This window comes from Pandoraea sp. CB10b_02 (genome assembly GCF_002216225.1).
Lineage (GTDB): Bacteria > Pseudomonadota > Gammaproteobacteria > Burkholderiales > Burkholderiaceae > Pandoraea > Pandoraea nosoerga.
The window spans coordinates 163,769-182,864 of sequence record NZ_NJGW02000007.1; the positions used below are offsets into that span (position 1 = coordinate 163,769).

Annotated in this window: 19 protein-coding genes and 2 tRNA genes; 10 read left to right on the forward strand and 11 right to left on the reverse strand. The window is 66.2% G+C overall.

The genetic code is table 11. From position 1 onward, the window contains the following. Positions 1-158: 158 nt before the first annotated feature. Positions 159-800, forward strand: coding sequence for a flavodoxin family protein (locus CDN36_RS09865; RefSeq protein ID WP_174966341.1), 642 nt, complete (start codon positions 159-161; stop codon positions 798-800). Between the two features lie 145 nt (positions 801-945). Here the strand turns inward: CDN36_RS09865 and CDN36_RS09870 are convergent, their stop codons facing one another. Beyond that, the gene (locus CDN36_RS09870) at positions 946-1,653 is read right to left on the reverse strand and encodes a GntR family transcriptional regulator (RefSeq protein ID WP_150555320.1); all 708 of its coding nucleotides are present in this window, start codon (positions 1,651-1,653) and stop codon (positions 946-948) included. 186 nt (positions 1,654-1,839) lie between these two features. Here CDN36_RS09870 and CDN36_RS09875 point away from each other — a divergent pair, with 186 nt between their 5' ends. The 6 genes from CDN36_RS09875 to CDN36_RS09900 all read left to right on the forward strand — a co-directional run bounded on the left by CDN36_RS09875 (position 1,840) and on the right by CDN36_RS09900 (position 9,222). Next, positions 1,840-3,060: a pyridoxal-phosphate-dependent aminotransferase family protein gene (locus tag CDN36_RS09875; protein ID WP_287496633.1), complete on the forward strand. Its 1,221-nt coding sequence runs from the start codon at positions 1,840-1,842 to the stop codon at positions 3,058-3,060. Positions 3,061-3,255: 195 nt separating this feature from the next. Further along, positions 3,256-4,533 carry an MFS transporter gene (locus tag CDN36_RS09880; protein WP_150555318.1) on the forward strand — a complete coding sequence of 426 codons (1,278 nt, stop codon included), beginning with the start codon at positions 3,256-3,258 and terminating at the stop codon, positions 4,531-4,533. A 19-nt stretch (positions 4,534-4,552) separates the two neighbouring features. Further along, positions 4,553-7,600 carry an FAD-binding and (Fe-S)-binding domain-containing protein gene (locus CDN36_RS09885; protein WP_287496634.1) on the forward strand — a complete coding sequence of 1,016 codons (3,048 nt, stop codon included), beginning with the start codon at positions 4,553-4,555 and terminating at the stop codon, positions 7,598-7,600. A 160-nt stretch (positions 7,601-7,760) separates the two neighbouring features. After that, positions 7,761-8,966, forward strand: a complete 1,206-nt coding sequence (locus tag CDN36_RS09890; RefSeq protein ID WP_502920355.1) for a DSD1 family PLP-dependent enzyme — start codon at positions 7,761-7,763, stop codon at positions 8,964-8,966. 89 nt (positions 8,967-9,055) lie between these two features. Then, positions 9,056-9,131, forward strand: a tRNA-Ala gene (locus CDN36_RS09895). A gap of 15 nt (positions 9,132-9,146) precedes the next feature. After that, positions 9,147-9,222: transfer RNA gene (locus CDN36_RS09900), tRNA-Glu, on the forward strand. 185 nt (positions 9,223-9,407) lie between these two features. Here CDN36_RS09900 and CDN36_RS09905 read toward each other — a convergent pair. Both CDN36_RS09905 and CDN36_RS09910 read right to left on the reverse strand, forming a co-directional pair. Continuing rightward, positions 9,408-9,704 (reverse strand): YciI-like protein, encoded by a 297-nt coding sequence (locus tag CDN36_RS09905; RefSeq protein WP_150555315.1) that lies wholly within the window; start codon positions 9,702-9,704, stop codon positions 9,408-9,410. Positions 9,705-9,741: 37 nt separating this feature from the next. Next, on the reverse strand, positions 9,742-10,509 hold the full coding sequence (locus CDN36_RS09910; protein ID WP_287496635.1) for an AraC family transcriptional regulator: 768 nt from the start codon (positions 10,507-10,509) through the stop codon (positions 9,742-9,744). Positions 10,510-10,635: 126 nt separating this feature from the next. On the opposite strand from CDN36_RS09910, the gene CDN36_RS09915 reads away from it, so the two are divergent. Continuing rightward, a complete protein-coding gene (locus tag CDN36_RS09915) occupies positions 10,636-11,562 on the forward strand; it encodes a DMT family transporter (RefSeq protein WP_150555314.1) in 927 nt (308 codons plus the stop codon). Positions 11,563-11,627: 65 nt separating this feature from the next. Here the strand turns inward: CDN36_RS09915 and CDN36_RS09920 are convergent, their stop codons facing one another. The 3 genes from CDN36_RS09920 to CDN36_RS09930 all read right to left on the reverse strand — a co-directional run bounded on the left by CDN36_RS09920 (position 11,628) and on the right by CDN36_RS09930 (position 13,594). Then, positions 11,628-11,945, reverse strand: coding sequence for a VOC family protein (locus tag CDN36_RS09920; protein ID WP_150555313.1), 318 nt, complete (start codon positions 11,943-11,945; stop codon positions 11,628-11,630). 174 nt (positions 11,946-12,119) lie between these two features. Continuing rightward, positions 12,120-12,623 carry a hypothetical protein gene (locus CDN36_RS09925; RefSeq protein WP_150555355.1) on the reverse strand — a complete coding sequence of 168 codons (504 nt, stop codon included), beginning with the start codon at positions 12,621-12,623 and terminating at the stop codon, positions 12,120-12,122. Between the two features lie 233 nt (positions 12,624-12,856). Then, complete coding sequence (locus tag CDN36_RS09930; protein WP_287496636.1) at positions 12,857-13,594, reverse strand: YoaK family protein; 738 nt, start codon at positions 13,592-13,594, stop codon at positions 12,857-12,859. A 348-nt stretch (positions 13,595-13,942) separates the two neighbouring features. Here CDN36_RS09930 and CDN36_RS09935 point away from each other — a divergent pair, with 348 nt between their 5' ends. Next, positions 13,943-14,464 (forward strand): DUF1993 domain-containing protein, encoded by a 522-nt coding sequence (locus tag CDN36_RS09935; RefSeq protein WP_287496637.1) that lies wholly within the window; start codon positions 13,943-13,945, stop codon positions 14,462-14,464. Between the two features lie 69 nt (positions 14,465-14,533). On the opposite strand, the gene CDN36_RS09940 is transcribed toward CDN36_RS09935, so the two are convergent. Together CDN36_RS09940 and CDN36_RS09945 are read right to left on the reverse strand one after the other, a co-directional pair. Continuing rightward, on the reverse strand, positions 14,534-15,067 hold the full coding sequence (locus CDN36_RS09940) for a GNAT family N-acetyltransferase (RefSeq protein ID WP_287496638.1): 534 nt from the start codon (positions 15,065-15,067) through the stop codon (positions 14,534-14,536). Next, positions 15,064-15,753, reverse strand: coding sequence for a type 1 glutamine amidotransferase domain-containing protein (locus CDN36_RS09945; protein WP_287496639.1), 690 nt, complete (start codon positions 15,751-15,753; stop codon positions 15,064-15,066). The genes CDN36_RS09940 and CDN36_RS09945 overlap by 4 nt, the downstream gene beginning before the upstream one ends. 283 nt (positions 15,754-16,036) lie before the next feature. On the opposite strand from CDN36_RS09945, the gene CDN36_RS09950 reads away from it, so the two are divergent. Continuing rightward, positions 16,037-16,651 carry a glutathione S-transferase gene (locus CDN36_RS09950; protein WP_150555309.1) on the forward strand — a complete coding sequence of 205 codons (615 nt, stop codon included), beginning with the start codon at positions 16,037-16,039 and terminating at the stop codon, positions 16,649-16,651. 54 nt (positions 16,652-16,705) lie between these two features. Here the strand turns inward: CDN36_RS09950 and CDN36_RS09955 are convergent, their stop codons facing one another. The 3 genes from CDN36_RS09955 to CDN36_RS09965 form a co-directional block, all read right to left on the reverse strand. Further along, positions 16,706-17,467, reverse strand: a complete 762-nt coding sequence (locus CDN36_RS09955; protein ID WP_150555308.1) for an ABC transporter permease — start codon at positions 17,465-17,467, stop codon at positions 16,706-16,708. 8 nt (positions 17,468-17,475) lie between these two features. Beyond that, positions 17,476-18,405 (reverse strand): ABC transporter ATP-binding protein, encoded by a 930-nt coding sequence (locus CDN36_RS09960; protein WP_150555307.1) that lies wholly within the window; start codon positions 18,403-18,405, stop codon positions 17,476-17,478. Between the two features lie 261 nt (positions 18,406-18,666). After that, positions 18,667-19,095: a VOC family protein gene (locus CDN36_RS09965; protein ID WP_150555306.1), complete on the reverse strand. Its 429-nt coding sequence runs from the start codon at positions 19,093-19,095 to the stop codon at positions 18,667-18,669. Position 19,096 lies beyond the last annotated feature (1 nt).

The following is a 19,096-nucleotide window of genomic DNA, read 5'->3' on the forward strand; positions in this document are numbered from 1 at the left end:
TTGACGGAACAGTCATGTCCATTTATGCGGGCTATTCCCTAGGGGTTATCACTGGCATCATTTGGCCTTGACTGATGTCCAGACAGCCAGCGGAAGCGAAGGGAAGCGCGATCCCGGCGGTGCCATGGGGCGGACATCCAATAGGGAAGCACTACGCCATGTCCAATATTGCAATCGTTTATTACTCGCAGGGCGGCGCAACCGCCATGATTGCCCACTCGGTCGCTCAGGGCGTGAACGACGCAGGCGCGCATGCGCAATTGATCAGCATCGAGCCGCATCAGCTCATCGACGGGCAGTGGCACGACGAAGCCACGCTCGCGCGTCTGGCCAACGCCGACGCGATCATCTTCGGCGCGCCGGCATTTCAGGGCGGTATCGCCGCACCCTTCAAGGCCTTTGCCGACGCCACCCTCGGCATGTGGCGCGCCGGACACTGGCGCAACAAGGTCGCGGGCGGTTTCGCGTTCAGTTGCCGTTCCGGCGACGACAAGCGCGACACCCTCGAGTACTTCGCCGCGCTCGCCAGTGTTCACGGCATGGTGTGGGCCGACGCCGACGAGCACGAAGCCGTGCCGCGCAAGTCGGCCAGCAGCCGCCATCCGAGCGACTTTCCGGCGGTCGTAGGGCAGGGAGCGGACGGCGACGCCGCCTATGCACTCGACCCGGCAGACGTGATCGCCGGCAAGCAGTATGGCCGCAATGTCGCCGCGCTGGTCGCGCGCCTGGCGGGCGAGGTGCTCGAATCGCCGGCAGTGCTGGCGCGCCGCGCACTGGAGGCCGCCGAACGCCGGTTGTGACCGAGGGGCGGGGGGGGCCGCCGATTCATTCCCATCCATCCCGGCCATCTCGTCGATCATTTCGTGGGATGAATCAAAAGGGCGAGGCGCCGATCGGCGCCTCGCCCTTTTGTTTGCATTGCCGCCGATTCGCCGGACAGGCGAGTCAGTTGCCCGGCGCGTCGCCCGGCGGCTCGGCGTGGATCTGCAGCACGGCGTCGCGCTTGGCCAGCAAGTGCTTGCGCAGAATCTCGCCGAGCCGCTTGCCGTCATGCTTTTCCAGTGCATCGATCATCTGCTCGTGCTCGGCAATGGCGCGGTCCCACTTGTCCGTGTGGAAGTTCGAACGAAAGCGCAGTGCCATGAGGCGGCGATTGATCGACACGTAAGTCTGACGCAGCGCGCCGTTGCGCGCCGCTTCGTTGATGCGATCGTGGATGGCCTGATTGCGGGCGTAGTAACCCGGCAAGTCCTGCTGCGCCCGGCAGGCGAGCATGGCGTAATGCAGCGCCTTGATCTCGGCCAGTTCGACGGCGGTCATGCGCTCGGCCGCGAGTTCGCCCGAGAAGGCTTCGAGAGCGCTCATGAGCTCGAACATCTCGCGGATTTCCTTCTCTGTCATACGTGCCACGCTCGCGCCGCGGTTCGGCGCGATCTCGATGAGGCCTTCGGCCGCCAGCACCTTGAACGCCTCGCGCAGCGGCGTGCGCGAGATGCCCAGCGTTTCGCAAAGCTCGCGCTCGTTGAGTTTCACCCCGGGCGACAGAACCCCTTCGATGATGAGCTTGCGCAAATGCTCCACCACCGTGTCGTGCAGGTGCAGACGTTCCACACGCGGAATCTCGGGAGCGGCAATCGTCGACGCGTTTTCCATTTTTTTGCATTCAAAACCATCAAACCTTCATGGCCGCGATTGTACCGTACCGGCTGAGGTCGCCATATCGCTAGGGTAAACGCCTGTATTAAAAGCGCTTCTCCGCCCTTGCGAAGATCCTTGCGTCTGCTAAAGTATTTTGAATGCAAAATTCAAAAGCGGATTTTTCACAGGAGAGAGACGTTCATGCTGAAGCTCGATTTCCACCCCTCGGGCCGCCACTTCCTGCAGATTCCGGGGCCGAGCCCGGTGCCCGACCGTATTCTGCGCGCCATGAGCTACCCGACCATCGACCACCGCGGCCCGGAGTTCGGCGCGCTCGGCCGGAAGGTACTCACCGACATCAAGAAGATTTTCAAGACTGAACAACCGGTGGTGATCTATCCGGCCTCGGGCACGGGCGCATGGGAGGCGGCGCTCTCGAACACGCTCTCGCCGGGCGATCATGTGCTGATGTTCGAGACAGGGCACTTCGCCACGCTGTGGAAGAAGATGGCCGAAAACCTCGGCCTGAGGGCCGAGTTCATCGGCCTGCCGGGCACCGAAGGCTGGCGCCGCGGCGTGCAGCCCGACATGATCGAAGCGCGCCTGCGCGCCGACACCGGGCACGGCATCAAGGCCGTTTGCGTGGTCCATAACGAAACGTCGACCGGCGTGACTTCGGACATTGCCGCCGTGCGCCGGGCCATCGACGCCGCGGGCCACCCGGCGCTGCTGCTCGTCGACACGATCTCCGGGCTGGGCTCGGCCGACTATCGCCACGACGAGTGGGGCGTCGACGTCACCGTCTCGGGCTCGCAGAAGGGCCTGATGCTGCCGCCGGGCATCAGCTTCAACGCGGTCTCGGCCAAGGCGCTCGAAGCGAGCCGCCACGCGAAGCTGCCGCGCGCGTTCTGGGGCTGGCAGGAAATCATCGAAGCGAACAAGAACGGCTACTGGCCGTACACGCCGAACACCAACCTGCTCTATGGGCTGTCCGAAGCGCTCGACATGATTCTGGAGGAGGGGCTGGACAACGTGTTTGCCCGTCACCAGCGTCTGGCCGAAGCGACGCGCCGCGCCGTGCGCGCGTGGGGGCTCGAGATCCAGTGCCAGGACCCTGCCGTCTACAGCCCGGTGCTCACCGGTGTGGTCATGCCGCAGGGCGTGGACGCGGACGCCGTGCGCAAGCGCATCTACGAGCGCTTCGACATGTCGCTCGGCCAGGCGCTTGGCAAGATCCGCGGGACGATGTTCCGCATCGGCCACCTCGGCGACTGCAACGACCTCACGCTCATGGCCACGCTCGCCGGCTGCGAAATGGGCCTGCAGCTCTCGGGCGTGAACCTTGCCGGCTCCGGCGTGGTGGCGGCGATGGACTATCTGGCGAAGGCGCAGGACACGCCCGCGCTCAAGGCCGCCGCCTGACGTGCCGTAGTCCCCGATACCAGGAGACGAGGGGCGCCGAGCGCCGCAGGCGGCGCCCTTGCAGTGAACGCTTTGCTTTGTTTGCGAACGATGCGGTCACGGGCCTCGTGAGAGAAGGGTCCGGGCCGCAGCAACACCTCGTGCGCGATCCGCATCGGGCGGACGCGCTTCACAGGATGTTTCAGGAGACGTGCAATGAAGCTTTTCCGAGCGACAAGGGTCGTGCTGGTGATGTTATGCGTCATGTATTTCATCACCTACCTCGATCGCGTCAACGTCAGTACCGCTGCCGCCGGCTTCGGCAAGGAATTCAATCTCAGCAAGACCGAAATCGGTCTGGTCTTCTCCGCATTTGCCTATCCCTATCTCGTCTTCCAGATCATCGGCGGCTGGGTGAGCGACCGCTTCGGCGCGAAGCGCACGCTGCTCGTGTGCGGCGGACTGTGGGCCGTGGCCACCATCCTCACGGGCATGGCCGGCGGCCTCGTCACGCTGCTGCTCGCGCGCCTGCTGCTCGGGCTTGGCGAGGGCGCCACGTTCCCCGCGGCCACGTCGGCGATGTCGCGCTGGGTCGCCAAGGAAAAGCGCGGCTTCGCCCAGGGCATCACGCACGCCGCCTCGCGCATCGGCAACGCCGTGGCGCCGGCCGTGGTTGTGTTCATCATGGCCACGCACGGCTGGCGCGAGTCGTTTTACCTGTGCGGGATCGTGAGCCTTCTGTGGGTAGTGCTGTGGGGCTTCACGTTTACCGAACGTCCGCAGGATCATCCGCGCATCACGACCGAAGAGCTCGCCGTGCTGCCCGCGCTCAAGGCCAAGAGTGCCTCGGTGCCGTGGGGCCCGCTCTTCAAGCGCATGGTGCCGGTGACGATCGTGTACTTCTGCTACGGCTGGACGCTGTGGTTGTTCCTGTCATGGATTCCGCAGTACTTCCTGCATAGCTACGACCTCGACCTGAAGAAGTCGGCGCTGTTCGCATCGAGCGTGTTCTTCGCGGGCGTGGTCGGCGATACGCTCGGCGGCGTCGTGACGGACAAGCTCTATGAGCGCACGGGCAGTCTGAAGCGCGCACGCAGCTGGATGGTGTCGGTGTGCATGCTGCTCACGCTGGTCTCGCTCGTGCCGATGATGTTCACGCACCACCTGTACGTGTCGATGGCCTGCCTCGCGTTCGGCTTCTTCTTCGCCGAAATGACGATCGGGCCGATGTGGGCGATCCCGATGGACATCGCGCCGGAATACTCGGGCACGGCCAGCGGCATGATGAACACCGGCTCGGCGCTCGCGGCCATCATCTCGCCCGTGCTCTCCGGCTATCTGATCGACCGGACGGGCAACTGGGAACTGCCGTTCGTGGGCAGCATGGTGCTCATGGCCGTGGGCGTGGTTCTCGCCTTCCGCATGCAGCCCGAAAGCAAGTTCTCGGTGGCCGGCGAGGCGGCCGGGGCGAGCAACGCCCGCCAGCCCGCGTGACGCATTTGCCAGCACAATCATGAATCACCCATCGAACTCCCGAGCAAATCTGGTCGGCCACCCCGTGCATCTGGTACCGATGCAGCGCGGCGGGGTGGTGCTCACACCGCTGCAGGACCGGCTGCGTCGCGAGCTGCGCGGCGACGTGCTGTTCGATCGCGCGAGCCGCGGCCGTTACGCGACCGACGCGTCGATCTATCAGATATTCCCGATCGGCGTGGTCGTGCCGCGCGACCAGGACGATCTGATTCGCGCCCTCGACATCGCCCGTGATCAACGCGTGCCGGTGCTCGCGCGCGGCGCCGGCACGAGCCAGTGCGGCCAGACGATCGGTGAAGCGCTCGTCATCGACAACAGCAAGTGGCTCAATCGGGTGGTGGCGTTCGACGCCCAGGCGCGCACGGTCACCGTCGAGCCGGGGATCGTGCTCGATCATCTGAACGCGTGGCTCAAGCCTCATGGGCTGTGGTTTCCGGTGGACGTGTCGACGGCTGCCCAGTGCACCATCGGCGGCATGGCGGGCAACAACTCGTGCGGCTCGCGATCGCTCGAGTACGGCAACATGGTACACAACGTGCTGGGCATCGACGCGGTGCTCGCCGACGGCGCCCAACTGCACTTCGGCTCGCTGCACACGCCGCCCTCGGACGCACGCACGCGAGCGATTCTCGAGCGCGTGCGGGAGATCGCGCTGCGCGAGCGCGACGAGCTGCGCGAGCGCGTGCCGCGCGTGCTGCGCCGCGTGGCAGGCTACAACCTCGATCTGTTCGATTGCCTCAACCCGCGCGCGTACACCGACGACGGCGTGGCCAATCTGTCACATCTGCTCGTGGGCTCCGAGGGGACGCTCGCCTACAGCCGTCAGATCACGCTGAAGCTCGCGCCGCTGCCGGCGCACAAGACGCTCGGCGTGGTCAACTTCCCGACCTTCTACCAGGCGATGGATCTCACGCAGCACATCGTCAAGCTCGGGCCGGTGGCGGTGGAGCTGGTCGATCGCACGATGATCGACCTCGCCATGGACAACGCGGCGTTCCGGCCGGTGATCGAGAAGGCGCTCGTGGGCGATCCGCAAGCGATCCTGCTCGTGGAGTTCGCCGGCGACGACGCGGCGGCGCTGCGCCGCAAGCTCGACGATCTCGCTGCGCTCATGGGGGATCTCGGTCTGCCCGATTGCGTGGTGAAGATGCCCGACGCCGGGCCGCAAAAGGCGCTGTGGGAAGTGCGCAAGGCCGGGCTCAACATCATGATGAGCATGAAGGGCGACGGCAAGCCGGTGTCCTTCATCGAAGACTGCGCGGTGCCGCTCGAGCACCTGGCCGAGTACACCCGGCGTCTGACGGAAGTGTTCCATCGGTACGGAACGGAAGGCACTTGGTACGCGCACGCGAGTGTGGGCACGCTGCACGTGCGCCCGATTCTCGACATGCGCCGCGACGGCGCCGTGAAGATGCGCGCCATCGCCGAGGAGGCCGCCGCGCTCGTGCGCGAATACAAGGGGGCTTATTCCGGCGAGCATGGCGACGGGCTGTGCCGCGGCGAGTGGGTGGCCTGGCAGTATGGGCCGCGCCTGAATGCGGCGTTCGGCGAGATCAAGGCGCTGTTCGATCCGGAGAACCGCTTCAATCCGGACAAGATGGTGCGTCCACCGAAGATGGATACGCGCGAACTGTTCCGCTTCGCGCCCGGGTATGCCGCGAAGCCGTTCACGCCCGCACTCGACTGGGCGGCCTGGAACGTGCAGCGCGATGCGCTCACGGGCGAGCAGACCGCGCCCGGTACGGGCACCGACGCGACGCACGGTCTCGCGTCGGCCGTCGAGATGTGCAACAACAACGGCCACTGCCGCAAGTTCGACGCGGGCACGATGTGCCCGAGCTATCGCGTGACGCGCGACGAGCAGCACGTCACCCGCGGGCGTGCCAATACGCTGCGGCTGGCCGTGTCCGGACAACTGGGTGATGACGGACTGGCGAGCGACGACGTGAAGGCCGCGCTCGATCTGTGCGTGTCGTGCAAGGGTTGCAAACGCGACTGCCCGACCGGCATCGACATGGCGCGTTTCAAGATCGAGGCGCGCCACGCGCGGGCGAAGCGCCACGGGCTGTCGCTGCGCGACAGGCTCATCGCGTACCTGCCGCGATACGCGCCGTGGGCGAGCCGCGTCGGCGGCCTGCTCGACGCCGCGCAGCGCCTGCCCGGCAGCAACGCCGCGAAGCGCTGGCTTGGCCTGGCGCCCGAGCGCTCGCTGCCGGCGCTCAAGTCGTCGTTTCTGGCGCGCCAGACACCGCTCGCCGCGAAGCCGTCGCCGGCACAGGGCGAGCGCCAGGTGCTGCTCTTCGTCGACACGTTCAACAACTATATGGAACCGGAGAACGCGCAGGCCGCCCGGCGGGTGCTCGAAGCTGCCGGCTACACGGTCCATGTGAACCAGCGCGCGGGCGAGCGGCCGCTGTGCTGCGGTCGAACGTTCCTCGCGGCAGGCCTGGTCGACGAGGCGAAAGCCGAAGCGAAGCGCCTGCTCGATGCCCTGCTGCCTTTCGTGGAGCAAGGCGTGCCGATCGTGGGGCTCGAGCCGTCGTGCCTGTTGTCGCTGCGCGACGAGGTGCTCGGCTACGGCTTTGGCGAGGCGGCCCGCAAGCTGGCGGACAACGCGTTCCTTTTTGAGGAATTTCTGGTTCGTGAGAAGACGGCCGGGCGCTTCGACGTGGCGTGGCGGACGCTGCCCGACGGCGCGAGCGAGGCGCTGGTGCACGGGCACTGTCATCAGAAGGCGTTCGATGCGTATTCGCCCGTCACGACCGTGCTTGGCTGGCTGCCGGGGCTGAAGGTATCATCGATCGAATCGTCGTGTTGCGGCATGGCGGGCAGCTTCGGCTATGAGGCAGAGCATTACGACACGTCGCGTGCCATGTCGGAACTGTCGCTGTTGCCGGCGATCCGGCAGCGCAGTGCGAATGCCATCGTCGTCGCGGACGGCACCAGTTGCCGGCATCAGATTCACGATGGCGCGCAGACTGAAGCGATCCACGTCGCGCGTGTCCTGGCCCGTGCGCTGCCTGCCTGATCGTTCTGCCTGATCGTCCAGCATGGCTCCCGTGGGGCTCCCTGCATGAGTGCGTGGTTCTCACGCGCTCATGCGGTTGCATAGGCAGCGCGCGTGCAAGCCCTTGCAACAATACACGCCGGCACCGCCCCGCCTCGTGTCTCTCCTCGAAGGGATTGTGATGTCCGATTCATATGACTTGTCCGCTGCAACGGCTTCATCGGCGTCCTGCGCGCCGCGCGCTGCCGACAGTGCGCTGGCCGTGCCGCCCGTGGCGCGCATTGGCGACACGCTCGCGCAGATCGCCACACCTTCGTTGCTGCTCGACCTCGATGCCTTCGACGCCAACGTCGCGCGCATGGCCGGTGCGGCGGCGGCGCGCGGTGTGGCCGTGCGCCCGCACGCAAAGGCCCACAAGAGCGTGACGATCGCACGCGAGCAGATCGCCGCGGGTGCGGTCGGCATTTGCTGCCAGAAGCTCACCGAGGCCATTCCGTTCGCCAACGCCGGCATCGGCAGCATCCACATCAGCAATGAGTTCGTCGGCGAGGCGCGCGTGGCGCTGGCCGTGGCGCTCGCGTCGCGCGTCGCGCTGTCGGTCTGCGTCGACGACGTGCGTCAGGTCGCGCCGCTCGGCAAGGCCGCGCAGCGCGCCGGCGTGCGCATCGCGGTGCTGCCCGAAGTCGACGTGGGGCAGGGGCGCTGTGGCGTCGATTCGACCGACAAGGTGGCGCGGCTCGTCGAGGCCATCGACCACTACGAAGGCCTGCGCTTTGGTGGCATCCAGGCGTATCACGGCAGTGCCCAGCATATCGAGGCGTGGGCGCGGCGTCGCGACACTGCGCGGCTTGCCGCCGACCAGGCGGCGGCCTGCGTGCGGTTCCTCGAGGCGCGCGGCATCGTCTGCCCGGTGGTGACGGGCGGTGGCACCGGCACGGCCGAGTTCGACATCGACAGTGGCGTCTATACGGAAATTCAGCCGGGCTCATACGTGTTCTTCGATGGCCACTACGGGGCGCTCGAGTGGCGAGACGACTGGCGCTTCCGGCATGGGCTGTTCCTCGCGTCGACGGTGATGAGTACGGCGCGCGCCGGCATCATCGTGTGCGACGCCGGCCTCAAGAGCGTGGCGACCGATTCCGGATTGCCGCGCTTCTGGTCCTCGCAACTGGCGGGCACGCCGCGTTACCGCACGGCCTCCGACGAGCATGGCGTGCTCGAGTTGGGCTCGCCCGACGACGACGGCGCCGCGTGGCTCGGCGAGCCGATCCTGCTCGTGCCCGGCCATTGTGATCCGACCGTCAATCTGTATGACGGATACGTCGCCGTGCGGCATGGACGCGTCGAAGATTTGTGGCCGATCGAGGCGCGGGGCCTGAGCCAGTAGGGCGTGACATCCGGGTTGTCCGAAAAAATTTGCGCGGGGGGCTTCCCAAGTTCGCGAAGCTGCGCTATAGTCTCACTTCTTCGCAGTACGGGGGTATAGCTCAGCTGGGAGAGCGCTTGCATGGCATGCAAGAGGTCAGCGGTTCGATCCCGCTTACCTCCACCAAAACGAAGACTTTATGTCCCCTTCGTCTAGAGGCCTAGGACATCACCCTTTCACGGTGAGTACAGGGGTTCGAATCCCCTAGGGGACGCCAGATGCATCGGCGTGAGGTTCCTACGAACCCGCGACGGGAATCGGTTGTCGGCAAACCCGCTTGGCTTTACGGCCAGGCGGGTTTTGTTTTTTCTGCGGTAGTCGCTTCCCGTCCCTTCTTCTTCCTCTTCTTCCTCTTCTTCCTCTTCTTCCTCTTCGCCCTCCTTCCTCCTCTTTCTGCTTCGTTCAGCGCACCGGCGAACTCGCCGTCTTGCCGACGACGGTCTTCCACGGCCGTACACGCCACGATTTCACCAGTCCGTTCACCACGTAGGGATCGGCCGTCGCAAATGCCTCTGCCGCTGCCGGCGAGTCGCCTTCGAACAGCAGTGCCGCCGTGTCGACGGGCGATTCCAGCGCGCCGGCGAGCAGCAGTTCGCCGCGCTCGGACGCCTCCCACGCAAGGGCGAGATGCGCCTCGCGATACTGCGCGCGGCGCTCCAGGTAATCGTCGACGAGGTCGTAAGTCAGCAGGTAATGCATGTGAGGTCTCCGGTGAAACGACGAATGCGTCGTGGGGTCATCGATAAAACGCCGAGGGCGACACGCCGAAGTGGCGCTTGAACATCGCGGCAAAGGCGCTTTGGCTGGTGTAGCCGTGATCGAGGGCGACATTGACGATCTTCTCGCCGCGGGCGAGCGCTTCGAGCGCCTGCAGCAACCGCGCCTGCTGACGCCAGCGACCGAACGTCACGCCCGTCTCTCGGGCAAAGTTGCGCTGAAACGTCTTCGCCGACAGCCCGGCGTCGCGCGCCCATGCGTCGATGGTTGCATCGTCGCACGGCGAGCGCATCAGATGCTCGCACACGCGGGCGAGCCGCGCGTTGCTCGGCCACGGCAGGTAGAGCGGCAGTACCGGCAGGGCGATGAGCTCGTCGAGCAGCAGACGCATGAGCCGCGCGTCGCGCGAGTCCGGTGCGTAGTCGGGCGGCACGTCGATGGCGGCGAGAATCAGCTCGCGCATGAGCGGCGTGATCTCCACCACGCAGCTCTTGTCGGGCAGCGGCTCGTTGCCCGGCTCGACGAAGACGGTGCGCATCTTCACGTTGCCGCTCATGCGCACGGTGTGTTCGAGCCCGGCCGCGAGCCACACGCCGCGTGTGGGCGGCACCACCCACCGTCCCGAGGCCGACCCGATGATCATCACGCCTTCGATCGCATAGAGCAGTTGTGCGCGGCGGTGGCTGTGCGATGCGATGAACTCGTTGTGCGCATAGTCGACCGCCATGGCCGCCATCGGCATGGGTGTGCTCTCGTAGCGCAGGTGGTCGGTCAGGCGGGAATCCATGAATCGGCTCGCTGGTGTCCCTTTTGAGACAGGTTTGGGCATTTTAGCGCGAGACACCCTGCATGGCATCGGGGACGATGGCGTTTCGCACTTCTCGTTCCACCTTCACACTTGCGGAAAATCATCATGGGGTACTTCCTGTATCCGCTCGGCGCCATGCTGCTCTGGGCGGGCAATGTCATCGTCTCGAAGCTCTCGGCCACCGCGATTGCGCCGTCGGCCATCACGTTCTATCGGCTGGTGCTTGCCCTGGCCGTCATGACGCCGTTCGTCATTCGGCCGCTGGCGCGCAACTGGCACCATATCCGCCCGCAACTCGCGAAGCTCGCGTTCCTCGGCTTCCTGAGCATGTCGTTCTATCAGAGCCTGTCGTATCTTGCGGCGCACAGCACCACGGCGACGAACATGGCTATCGTGACCGCACTCGCGCCGCTGCTCACGCTGCTCTGGAGCGTGGTGCTGCTGCGCGAGCCGCCCACGCTCGGCATGCTCGTCGGCGGTCTGCTCTCGCTCGCGGGCCTCGTCTATCTGATCGGTCAGGGCCATCCCTCGCAACTGCTCGACGGGGGCGTGCATCCGGGCGATGTGCTCATGCTGATCGCGTCGGCGTCGTATGGCCTGTACAGCGTGCTGCTGCGGCGCTGGCATGTGGCCGTGCCGCCGGCGCAGTCGACCTACGTGCAGGCGTGGGCCGCGCTCGTGACGATGATCCCGATGGTGGCCATCGTGCCGGACGGTCAGGCACAGCTCAACATGGCGACCGTGCCGCTCGTGCTGTATGCGGGGCTCGGCGCGTCGATCCTGTTGCCGATTCTGTGGATCCAGGGCATTCGGCACCTCGGGCCGAATCGCTGCAGCATGTTCATCAATGTGTTGCCCGTGATGACGGCCGCGATTGCAGTGGTGATGCTGGGTGAGCGCTTGCACGCGTTTCATGTGTTTGGCGGCGGCGTCGCGCTCATCGGTGTGTTCATTGCGCAGCGCTGGCAGCGCCCGCTGCCGGGTTTCGGCACGCCGGCCGCGCCCGAGGCGTCGGACGAAGTGCCGGCGTGAGGCGCGTTGGCCATACTGCAACGGCGCGCCCACGCACGATCGCAGGCGCGCGCTCGCGCACCGGGTCAGGCGTGGCGCACCGCAACCCCGTAAGTGCTCACTATCCGGCGATCCTGCTCGTCGGCCGAGAAGGCTTCCCACAGCAGGCCGTTGCAATCGGTGCTGCTCGAATATCCCGGCGTCTCGTCGTCTTCGAATCCGACGTGCCGCAACTCGCCGGCGCGGCCCGGCGACTGATTGATGGAGAAGTTGAGCAGATCGGTGCGCCACATGGCGTATGCGCCGGGCACGACCGCCGAGGGCGGCTGGCCGAGGCGTGCCGAATAGTCGGCGATGGATTGGTCGAGGTCGCGCACGGCGAGCGCGACGTGAAAGCGTTTCATGAGGGAAGCTCCAGAACGGACGTTACCAGACGTCGGCGCATCGCCGTGTGAGTACCCGCTTGCGCGGCGAGCGACGTGCCGGGGAGCTAAGATCTTAGGCAGCGCGCACGCGAGCAGCCAGACGGTGGGATATCCCGGTATTCCAAGTCATTGGCTGACGAGCGGAGCGGGCGCTCACTGGGGGCGCTGAAAGTCGTTCTCGACCCATGCGCGCGCACTGTTGCGTGAGAGCTTGAACGTCGGCGCGACCTTGACCGATGCGATCGTCTCGCCGAAGCGGTCGACCGCGCTCAGCATGGCATAGGGATCATAGTCGTCGGGCACGATGTCGAGCGTGACGTCGATGTCACCGTCCGGCCCTTCGATGCTCACGCGCTTGTGCAACTGCGCGTGCAACTGCTGCTCGTGGCGGCGCAATACTTCGGCCGCCGTCTTCACCAGCGTGTGGAATGCACCGACGTCGAGCGGTTTCGGATTTTTCTTGTCGCGCCCCATCGTCCACGGTCCGACGAGCGCCGGTTCCGACTCGCCGTCCTTGTACATGGCCACCGCCCAGCCGTCATCCTCCTCGTTCTTCACCACCTTCGCCGTCCAGCCGTCGTCGCGCCACAGGCGGTCTTCGTGAATGGCGTCGCTGTGTGCGCAGATGTCGTCGTTCGGCGGGAGATCGGAGGCGATGGTAGTCACTGTCGTGAGGAATGAAACCGAGTGGCGGGGAGCCGGCGGACGCTCCGACGAAGCCAGGCGCCCGCCGGAACCGGGAATGTTGCGAAGCACGCCGTGGCATTTGCCTCGCGCGCGAAGGGAGCGATTTTACCGCGTTCGCCCGAGGCGCGGGCGCGAGCGGCCGGCTCGCACGTTGGTGCGGCGGCGCGCCGCTCGCGCCATTCGTGTCATTCGTGTCATTCGTGTCATTCGTTCGCGAACGCGAGTGCCACGAGCAGTGCGACGGGCAGCAGCACGCTCCAGAAGCCCGCGCCTTGATAGGCGAAGCCGCCGAAGATCGCGCCCACGGCGAATGCAGCCAGCGCCGGCAGCATCTTGCGCAGGCGCGCGCGAGCGGCCGAGCCGCTGCCGCGATCGCCGCCAGCGAGTTCCACCATGTCGATGACGATCTGCGTGGTGTTGCCGGTCATGATGGTGGTCGGCGCGAGGTCGGCCAGCACGATGCGGCCGACGGCGTTCTGGACGGCGAGGGCCGCCACGCCGAACATGCCCGAGAGGACAGCGAGGGGGGCGTCGGCCGAGACGATCGGCTGCGCGACGAGCCCCACGATCATGAAGCCGAGCAGCAGCAGCGTCTGCGCGCCGAGCAGCAGACGCAGCGGGCGGCGCCCGGTGCGCGAGGCAGCCTGTACGACCAGTTTGACCATCGCCACGAAGAGGACGAACACCGGCAATGCCAGCAGCTTGGCCACCACGCCGACGTGCGTGGCCGCGACGAGCTGCACGCCGATCATCACGAAGTTGCCGGTCACGTGTGACGTGAACAGGCCGAACAGCGCGATGAACCCGACGACGTCGATGTAGCCCGCGATGAAGGCGAGCGTCATGCCGATGCTCGACGGCTTCGCGAAGTGGCTCACCCAGGCGCGCGCGAGCGAGGCGGCTTCGTCCGCGGCGGGGAGGGGGCGGGGGGCACGACTCATGGGCAGCTCCTTTGGCGATGACCGTGGCGCATCGCGCAGGCTCGGCACGCTCCGCACGCTCGGCACGCTCGGGCACGCTCGGCACGTTCCACACGTTCAGTACGGCGCGCCTGTCGTCACGGGGCATGTCTTCGCCTGACCGCTTGCAGTCGCCGCTCGGCGCGCCCGTGAAGCATATCACCGTGCAACGAGGCCCATGCCGGGAGCGTTGCCATGCGGCGCGACACACCCCGTTCGCCATCCGACCCACTGCACGGCGCGATTCGCGCAGCGCTGCTAGCATGTCACTTTGACTCGCGCTCGCCTGGCGATCCCACGTCACGGCGCCTTCTACCGAGGAGTTTTCCGATGCCGATTTCCCTTTATCGCGCCACGATTCCCGTCTACCTGCGCGGCCTGACCGTCATGGCCGACTACATCAAGGTCGCACGTGCGCATTGCAACGCCGCCGGCCTTGCTCCCGAGTCGATCCTCAAGGCAAGGCTCGCCCCGGACATGCTCGACTTCATCGGGCAGGTGCAGCGCGTGAGCGATACGGCGAAATTCGCCGTGGCCCGGCTGACCGGTACGGAGTCGCCGCGCTTCGAAGACAACGAGACCACGTTCGACCAATTGCGCGATCGTATCGCCAACACGGAGGCGTACATCGCCGGAATCCTGGAAGACCGCTTCGAAGGCGCCGAGGCGCGCAGCATCACGCTGAAGTTCAGGGAGCACCAGACGACGATGGGCGCGGTGGACTATCTGCTGAAGTTCGCGCTGCCGAACTTCTACTTCCATGTGACGACCACGCACGACATCCTGCGGGCGCAAGGCGTGAAAGTCGGCAAGGCCGACTACCTCGGGCCATACGAGATGGAAAAGATCTGACGCACGAACGTCGCGTGCGACCGGTGCGGCGCGCGCAGCGCCCCCGCGCGGCGTCGCACGCGGCATGCGTTAGCGCGTCGCGATCGGCAGATACATGCGCAGCTCGTCGACAAACGCATTGCCCGCGCGCATGGCGTCGGGCTCGCGTCCAATCTCGACGAAGCCGAACGATTGATACAGCGCGATAGCGGCACGATTGTCGGCACCGACCTGCAGTGTGACGTGGCGCAGTCCGGGCTGCGAGCGCGCCAGCGCGAGCGCGGCATCGACGAGCGCTCGGCCGACGCCGCGGCCCATGGCGTCCGGGTGCACGTACATGCCCCACAAAAAGCCGACGTGCGCGAACTTCGGACGCTTCTGACGCGCCAGCCCGAGCGTGCCGACAAGACGCCCCGTCTCGTCGAACGCGCCGAACACGCCGGCGTCGGGACGAACTTCCAGCCACTCGCGCACGCGCTCGATCGGCCAGTCCTTCTCTTCCTCGTAGCTGGACCCGAATGCCTGCGGGTAAGCCTGCAGTCCGGACAGGCGCAACGCCTGGAAGGCGAGGGCGTCGGCCGGCACCAGGCGCCTCACGTCCACGGCAGCGGTCGTCATGCTCATGGCAGGCGCGGTTCCATCATGGCAAGTACGGTGCGGGCGGCCTCCTCGGAGGACGCCGGGTTCTGGCCGGTGACGAGGCGCCCGTCGCCGACCACGTGCGATTGCCAGTTGTCCGCTTTCTCGTAGCGCCCGCCCAGTCGCTTGAGCTCGTCTTCGACGAGAAACGGCACGACGTCGGTCAGGCCGACGGCGGCCTCCTCGTCGTTCGAAAAGCCGGTGACGTGGCGCCCGCGCACGAGCGGCTCGCCGTTTGCGGCGCGCACCTGGCGCAGCACGCCCGGCGCGTGGCAGACGAAGCCGATGGGCTTGCCCGCGCGCTCGAACGTTTCGATCAGACGGATGGAATTCGGGTCCTGGGCGAGATCCCAGAGCGGGCCGTGGCCGCCGGGATAGAAGATCGCGTCATAGTCGTCGGCGTTGACGTCGGCGAGCCGGAGTGTGTTGGCCAGCGCCTTCTGGGCGTCGGGATCTTCGCGGAAGCGGCGTGTCGCCTCCGTCTGCGCATCGGGCTCGTCGCTCTTCGGGTCGAGCGGCGGCTGGCCGCCGGCGGGCGATGCCAGCGTGACGTCGAGTCCTTCGTCGATGAACACGTAATAGGGGGCGGCAAACTCCTCGAGCCAGAAGCCGGTCTTCTTGCCCGTGTCGCCGAGGCGGTCGTGCGAGGTCAGCACCATCAGGATGTTCATGAAACGTCTCCCTGTCGAGTCGGCCATGCGAATCATTCTACCTGTCATGCCCGTCACTCGCAGGTGACAGGCAGCAGCATCGCAGGTTCCCGTCGGACGTGCCCGCCCGCCCGCGCATGTGAGCGAGATTCACACAAAAGCGCAATGGAATTCGATTTGCACGCCGACGGGCGTCCGCTATGCTTGTGCAAATGCGGGCCTCGCCCGTTGCCGTCGTTCCGCGCGAACGCTCGAGCATACCGATATCGGCAGCGACCTGCGCTGCCACCCACAGGAGCGACACATGCAGTTGATTGGAATGCTGGACTCCCCCTATGTACGCCGCACGGCGATCTGTCTGAAGCTGCTCGGCCTGCCGTACACGCACCGTTCGCTCTCGGTGTTCCGCACGTTCGACGAATTCGCGACCATCAACCCGGTCGTCAAGGCGCCGACGCTCGTGACCGACGACGGCACCGTGCTGATGGACTCCACCCTCATCCTCCAATACCTGGAATCGCTGGTCGATCCGGAGCGGCGTCTGGTGCCGGTCGAGCCGGCGGCGCACTTGCGCTCGCTGCGACTCACCGGCCTGGCGCTGGCCGCGTGCGAGAAGTCGGTGCAACTCGTGTACGAGCGCGAGCTGCGCCCGAGCGAAAAGCGGCATGCACCGTGGACGGAGCGCGTGCGCAAGCAGGTGCATGCGGCGTTTCGGGCGCTGGAACTGGAATTGGCGCAAGCGCCGATCGTGGCAACGCCCGACCAGATCGGCGAGCATGGCGTGACGGTCGCCGTGGCGTGGCGTTTTCATCAGCTGCTGCTGCCGGAGGTCGATTTCGGCAGCGAGTTTCCCGAGCTTGCCGGCTTTTCGGCGCGCGCCGAGGCGCTGCCCGCCTTTCGCGAGACGCCGCCGCTCTGAAGCACGGCGGCGCGGCCGGCGCGATACACCGGGGCGGCGCGGCCGGCCCCGGCGTCAGCTCTTGAGGCGGTAGCCGGTCTTGAACATCCACGCCACGACGGCGAGGAAGACGGCGAGGAAAACGAGCGTCATGCCCAGGCTCACACCGACGCTCACGTCCGCCAGTCCGTAGAAGCTCCAGCGAAAACCGCTGATCAGATACACGACCGGATTGAACAGCGTGACGGTGCGCCAGAACGGCGGCAGGATGTGCGTCGAGTAGAAGCTGCCGCCGAGGAACGTGAGCGGCGTGATGATGAGCAGCGGCACGAGTTGCAGCTTCTCGAAGCCGTCGGCCCAGATGCCGATGATGAAGCCGAGCAGGCTGAAGGTGACCGCCGTGAGCACCAGAAAGAGAATCATCCATAGCGGATGCTCGATACGCAGCGGCACGAACAGCGCGGCCGTGCCCAGCATGATCACCCCGAGAATGATCGACTTCGTCGCTGCCGCGCCCACGTAGGCGACCACGATTTCCATGTATGACACGGGCGCCGAGAGCACCTCGTAGATCGTGCCGGTAAAGCGTGGAAAGTAAATGCCGAACGAGGCGTTCGACACGCTTTGCGTGAGCAGCGAGAGCATGATGAGGCCCGGCACGATGAAGGCCCCGTAAGGCACGCCTTCGATCTCCGGGATGCGCGAGCCGATGGCCGCGCCGAACACCACGAAATAGAGCGAGGTCGAGATGACCGGCGAGATGATGCTCTGCATGAGCGTGCGGCGCGTGCGCGCCATCTCGAAGTTGTAGATCGCCTTGACGGCGTAGAGATTCATGGCGCGACTCATCCTTCCTTCCTGTGCACGAGCGAGACGAAGATGTCTTCGAGCGAGCTTTGCGTCGTGTTCAGATCCTTCACCGAGATGCCGGCGCGCTCCGCGTCGCGCAGCAGGGCGGCAATGGAGGTCTGTTCGATATTGGCGTCGTAGGAGAACACCAGTTCGTGGCCGGCATTGCCGAGCGTGAGCCCGTAGGCGGCCAGCGATTCCGGCACGCTCGTGAGCGGCTCGGCAATGTGCAGCGTGAGCTGCTTGCTGCCCAGGCGCCGCATGAGCTCGGTCTTCTCCTGCACGAGCGTGATCTGCCCGCCGGTGATGATGCCCACGCGATCGGCCATTTCCTCGGCCTCCTCGATGTAGTGCGTGGTGAGGATCACCGTCACGCCGGTCTCGCGCAGCGATTGCACGAGACGCCACATGTCGCGGCGCAGTTCGACGTCGACGCCGGCGGTCGGCTCGTCGAGGAACAGCACGCGCGGCTCGTGCGAGAGCGCCTTGGCGATGAGCACGCGCCGCTTCATGCCGCCCGAGAGCTGCATGATGCGGTTGTCCTTCTTCTCCCACAGCGAGAGCGAGCGCAGCACCTTTTCGATGTACGCGGGGTTCGCCGGCTTGCCGAACAGCCCGCGCGAGAAGGAGACGGTGGCCCAGACCGACTCGAACGAATCGGTGGTCAGCTCCTGCGGCACGAGGCCGATGGCTTCGCGCGCGGCGCGGTAGTCGGTGACGATGTCGTGACCGTCGACGGTGATCGTGCCCGAGCTCGGGCGCACGATGCCGCAGATGGTGCTGATGAGGGTGGTTTTGCCCGCGCCGTTCGGGCCGAGCAGGGCGAAGATCTCGCCGCGCCGGATGTCCAGGTTGATGTTCTTGAGCGCCTGGAAGCCGGTCGCGTAAGTCTTCGACAGATTCTGGATTGAGATCACGGATGACATGGCGGCGACGATAGCACAGGCTTGCCCGACGCGTTGGGCAGGGATGGACAGGAACGGGTGGGCACCGATGGGCGCGCACGGTCGGGGCGAAACCGAGGGGGAGCGGAGGGGGACGGACGGCTTGCGGCGGACGCGCCCCGGGTGGGGATCGGGCGCCGTACCAGGCAGCGGGCGGATGCCGGGGTGCATGCGCGCCGCCCGCGCCCCGGCGTCCGTGCGCCGCCCTGGCCTCACGGTGCTGTGAGGCCAGGGGCAGCCGTGTCAGCCCTTCGGCATTTCCTGCGGCACGATGACCATCCACTGCATGCCGAAGCGGTCCTTGACCATGCCGAACGTCTTTGCAAAGAAAGTCGGCCCCAGCGGCATCGTGACCGAGCCGCCGTCGGCGAGCGCGTTGAACGCCTTTTCGGCGGCGCCCGCGTCCGGGAAGTCGACCGACAACGAGAAACCGTCGAACTTCGGCTTGCCGCTCACGCTGCCGTCCGAGACCATCAGCATCGTCTCGCCGACGGTGATCTCGCCGTGCATGATCTTCTGCTCGCTGCCCGGCGGAATCATGCCTTCCGGACAACCCTGCGGGCTGTCGCCGTAACGCATGAGCATGCCCGGTTTCGCGCCGAGCGCGTTCTTGTAGAACTCGATCGCTTCTTCGCAGCGGCCTTCGAAAAACAGATAGGAATGGACTTGCATG

Excerpts from the sequence above, each read along its gene's own strand:
- CDN36_RS09865 (WP_174966341.1), top strand. The coding sequence starts at position 159 with ATGTCCAATATTGCAATCGTTTATTACTCGCAGGGCGGCGCAACCGCC.
- CDN36_RS09870 (WP_150555320.1), bottom strand. The coding sequence starts at position 1,653 with ATGGAAAACGCGTCGACGATTGCCGCTCCCGAGATTCCGCGTGTGGAA.
- CDN36_RS09875 (WP_287496633.1), top strand. The coding sequence starts at position 1,840 with ATGCTGAAGCTCGATTTCCACCCCTCGGGCCGCCACTTCCTGCAGATT.
- CDN36_RS09880 (WP_150555318.1), top strand. The coding sequence starts at position 3,256 with ATGAAGCTTTTCCGAGCGACAAGGGTCGTGCTGGTGATGTTATGCGTC.
- CDN36_RS09885 (WP_287496634.1), top strand. The coding sequence starts at position 4,553 with ATGAATCACCCATCGAACTCCCGAGCAAATCTGGTCGGCCACCCCGTG.
- CDN36_RS09890 (WP_502920355.1), top strand. The coding sequence starts at position 7,761 with ATGTCCGATTCATATGACTTGTCCGCTGCAACGGCTTCATCGGCGTCC.
- CDN36_RS09905 (WP_150555315.1), bottom strand. The coding sequence starts at position 9,704 with ATGCATTACCTGCTGACTTACGACCTCGTCGACGATTACCTGGAGCGC.
- CDN36_RS09910 (WP_287496635.1), bottom strand. The coding sequence starts at position 10,509 with ATGGATTCCCGCCTGACCGACCACCTGCGCTACGAGAGCACACCCATG.
- CDN36_RS09915 (WP_150555314.1), top strand. The coding sequence starts at position 10,636 with ATGGGGTACTTCCTGTATCCGCTCGGCGCCATGCTGCTCTGGGCGGGC.
- CDN36_RS09920 (WP_150555313.1), bottom strand. The coding sequence starts at position 11,945 with ATGAAACGCTTTCACGTCGCGCTCGCCGTGCGCGACCTCGACCAATCC.
- CDN36_RS09930 (WP_287496636.1), bottom strand. The coding sequence starts at position 13,594 with ATGAGTCGTGCCCCCCGCCCCCTCCCCGCCGCGGACGAAGCCGCCTCG.
- CDN36_RS09935 (WP_287496637.1), top strand. The coding sequence starts at position 13,943 with ATGCCGATTTCCCTTTATCGCGCCACGATTCCCGTCTACCTGCGCGGC.
- CDN36_RS09940 (WP_287496638.1), bottom strand. The coding sequence starts at position 15,067 with ATGAGCATGACGACCGCTGCCGTGGACGTGAGGCGCCTGGTGCCGGCC.
- CDN36_RS09945 (WP_287496639.1), bottom strand. The coding sequence starts at position 15,753 with ATGAACATCCTGATGGTGCTGACCTCGCACGACCGCCTCGGCGACACG.
- CDN36_RS09950 (WP_150555309.1), top strand. The coding sequence starts at position 16,037 with ATGCAGTTGATTGGAATGCTGGACTCCCCCTATGTACGCCGCACGGCG.
- CDN36_RS09955 (WP_150555308.1), bottom strand. The coding sequence starts at position 17,467 with ATGAATCTCTACGCCGTCAAGGCGATCTACAACTTCGAGATGGCGCGC.
- CDN36_RS09960 (WP_150555307.1), bottom strand. The coding sequence starts at position 18,405 with ATGTCATCCGTGATCTCAATCCAGAATCTGTCGAAGACTTACGCGACC.
- CDN36_RS09965 (WP_150555306.1), bottom strand. The coding sequence starts at position 19,095 with ATGCAAGTCCATTCCTATCTGTTTTTCGAAGGCCGCTGCGAAGAAGCG.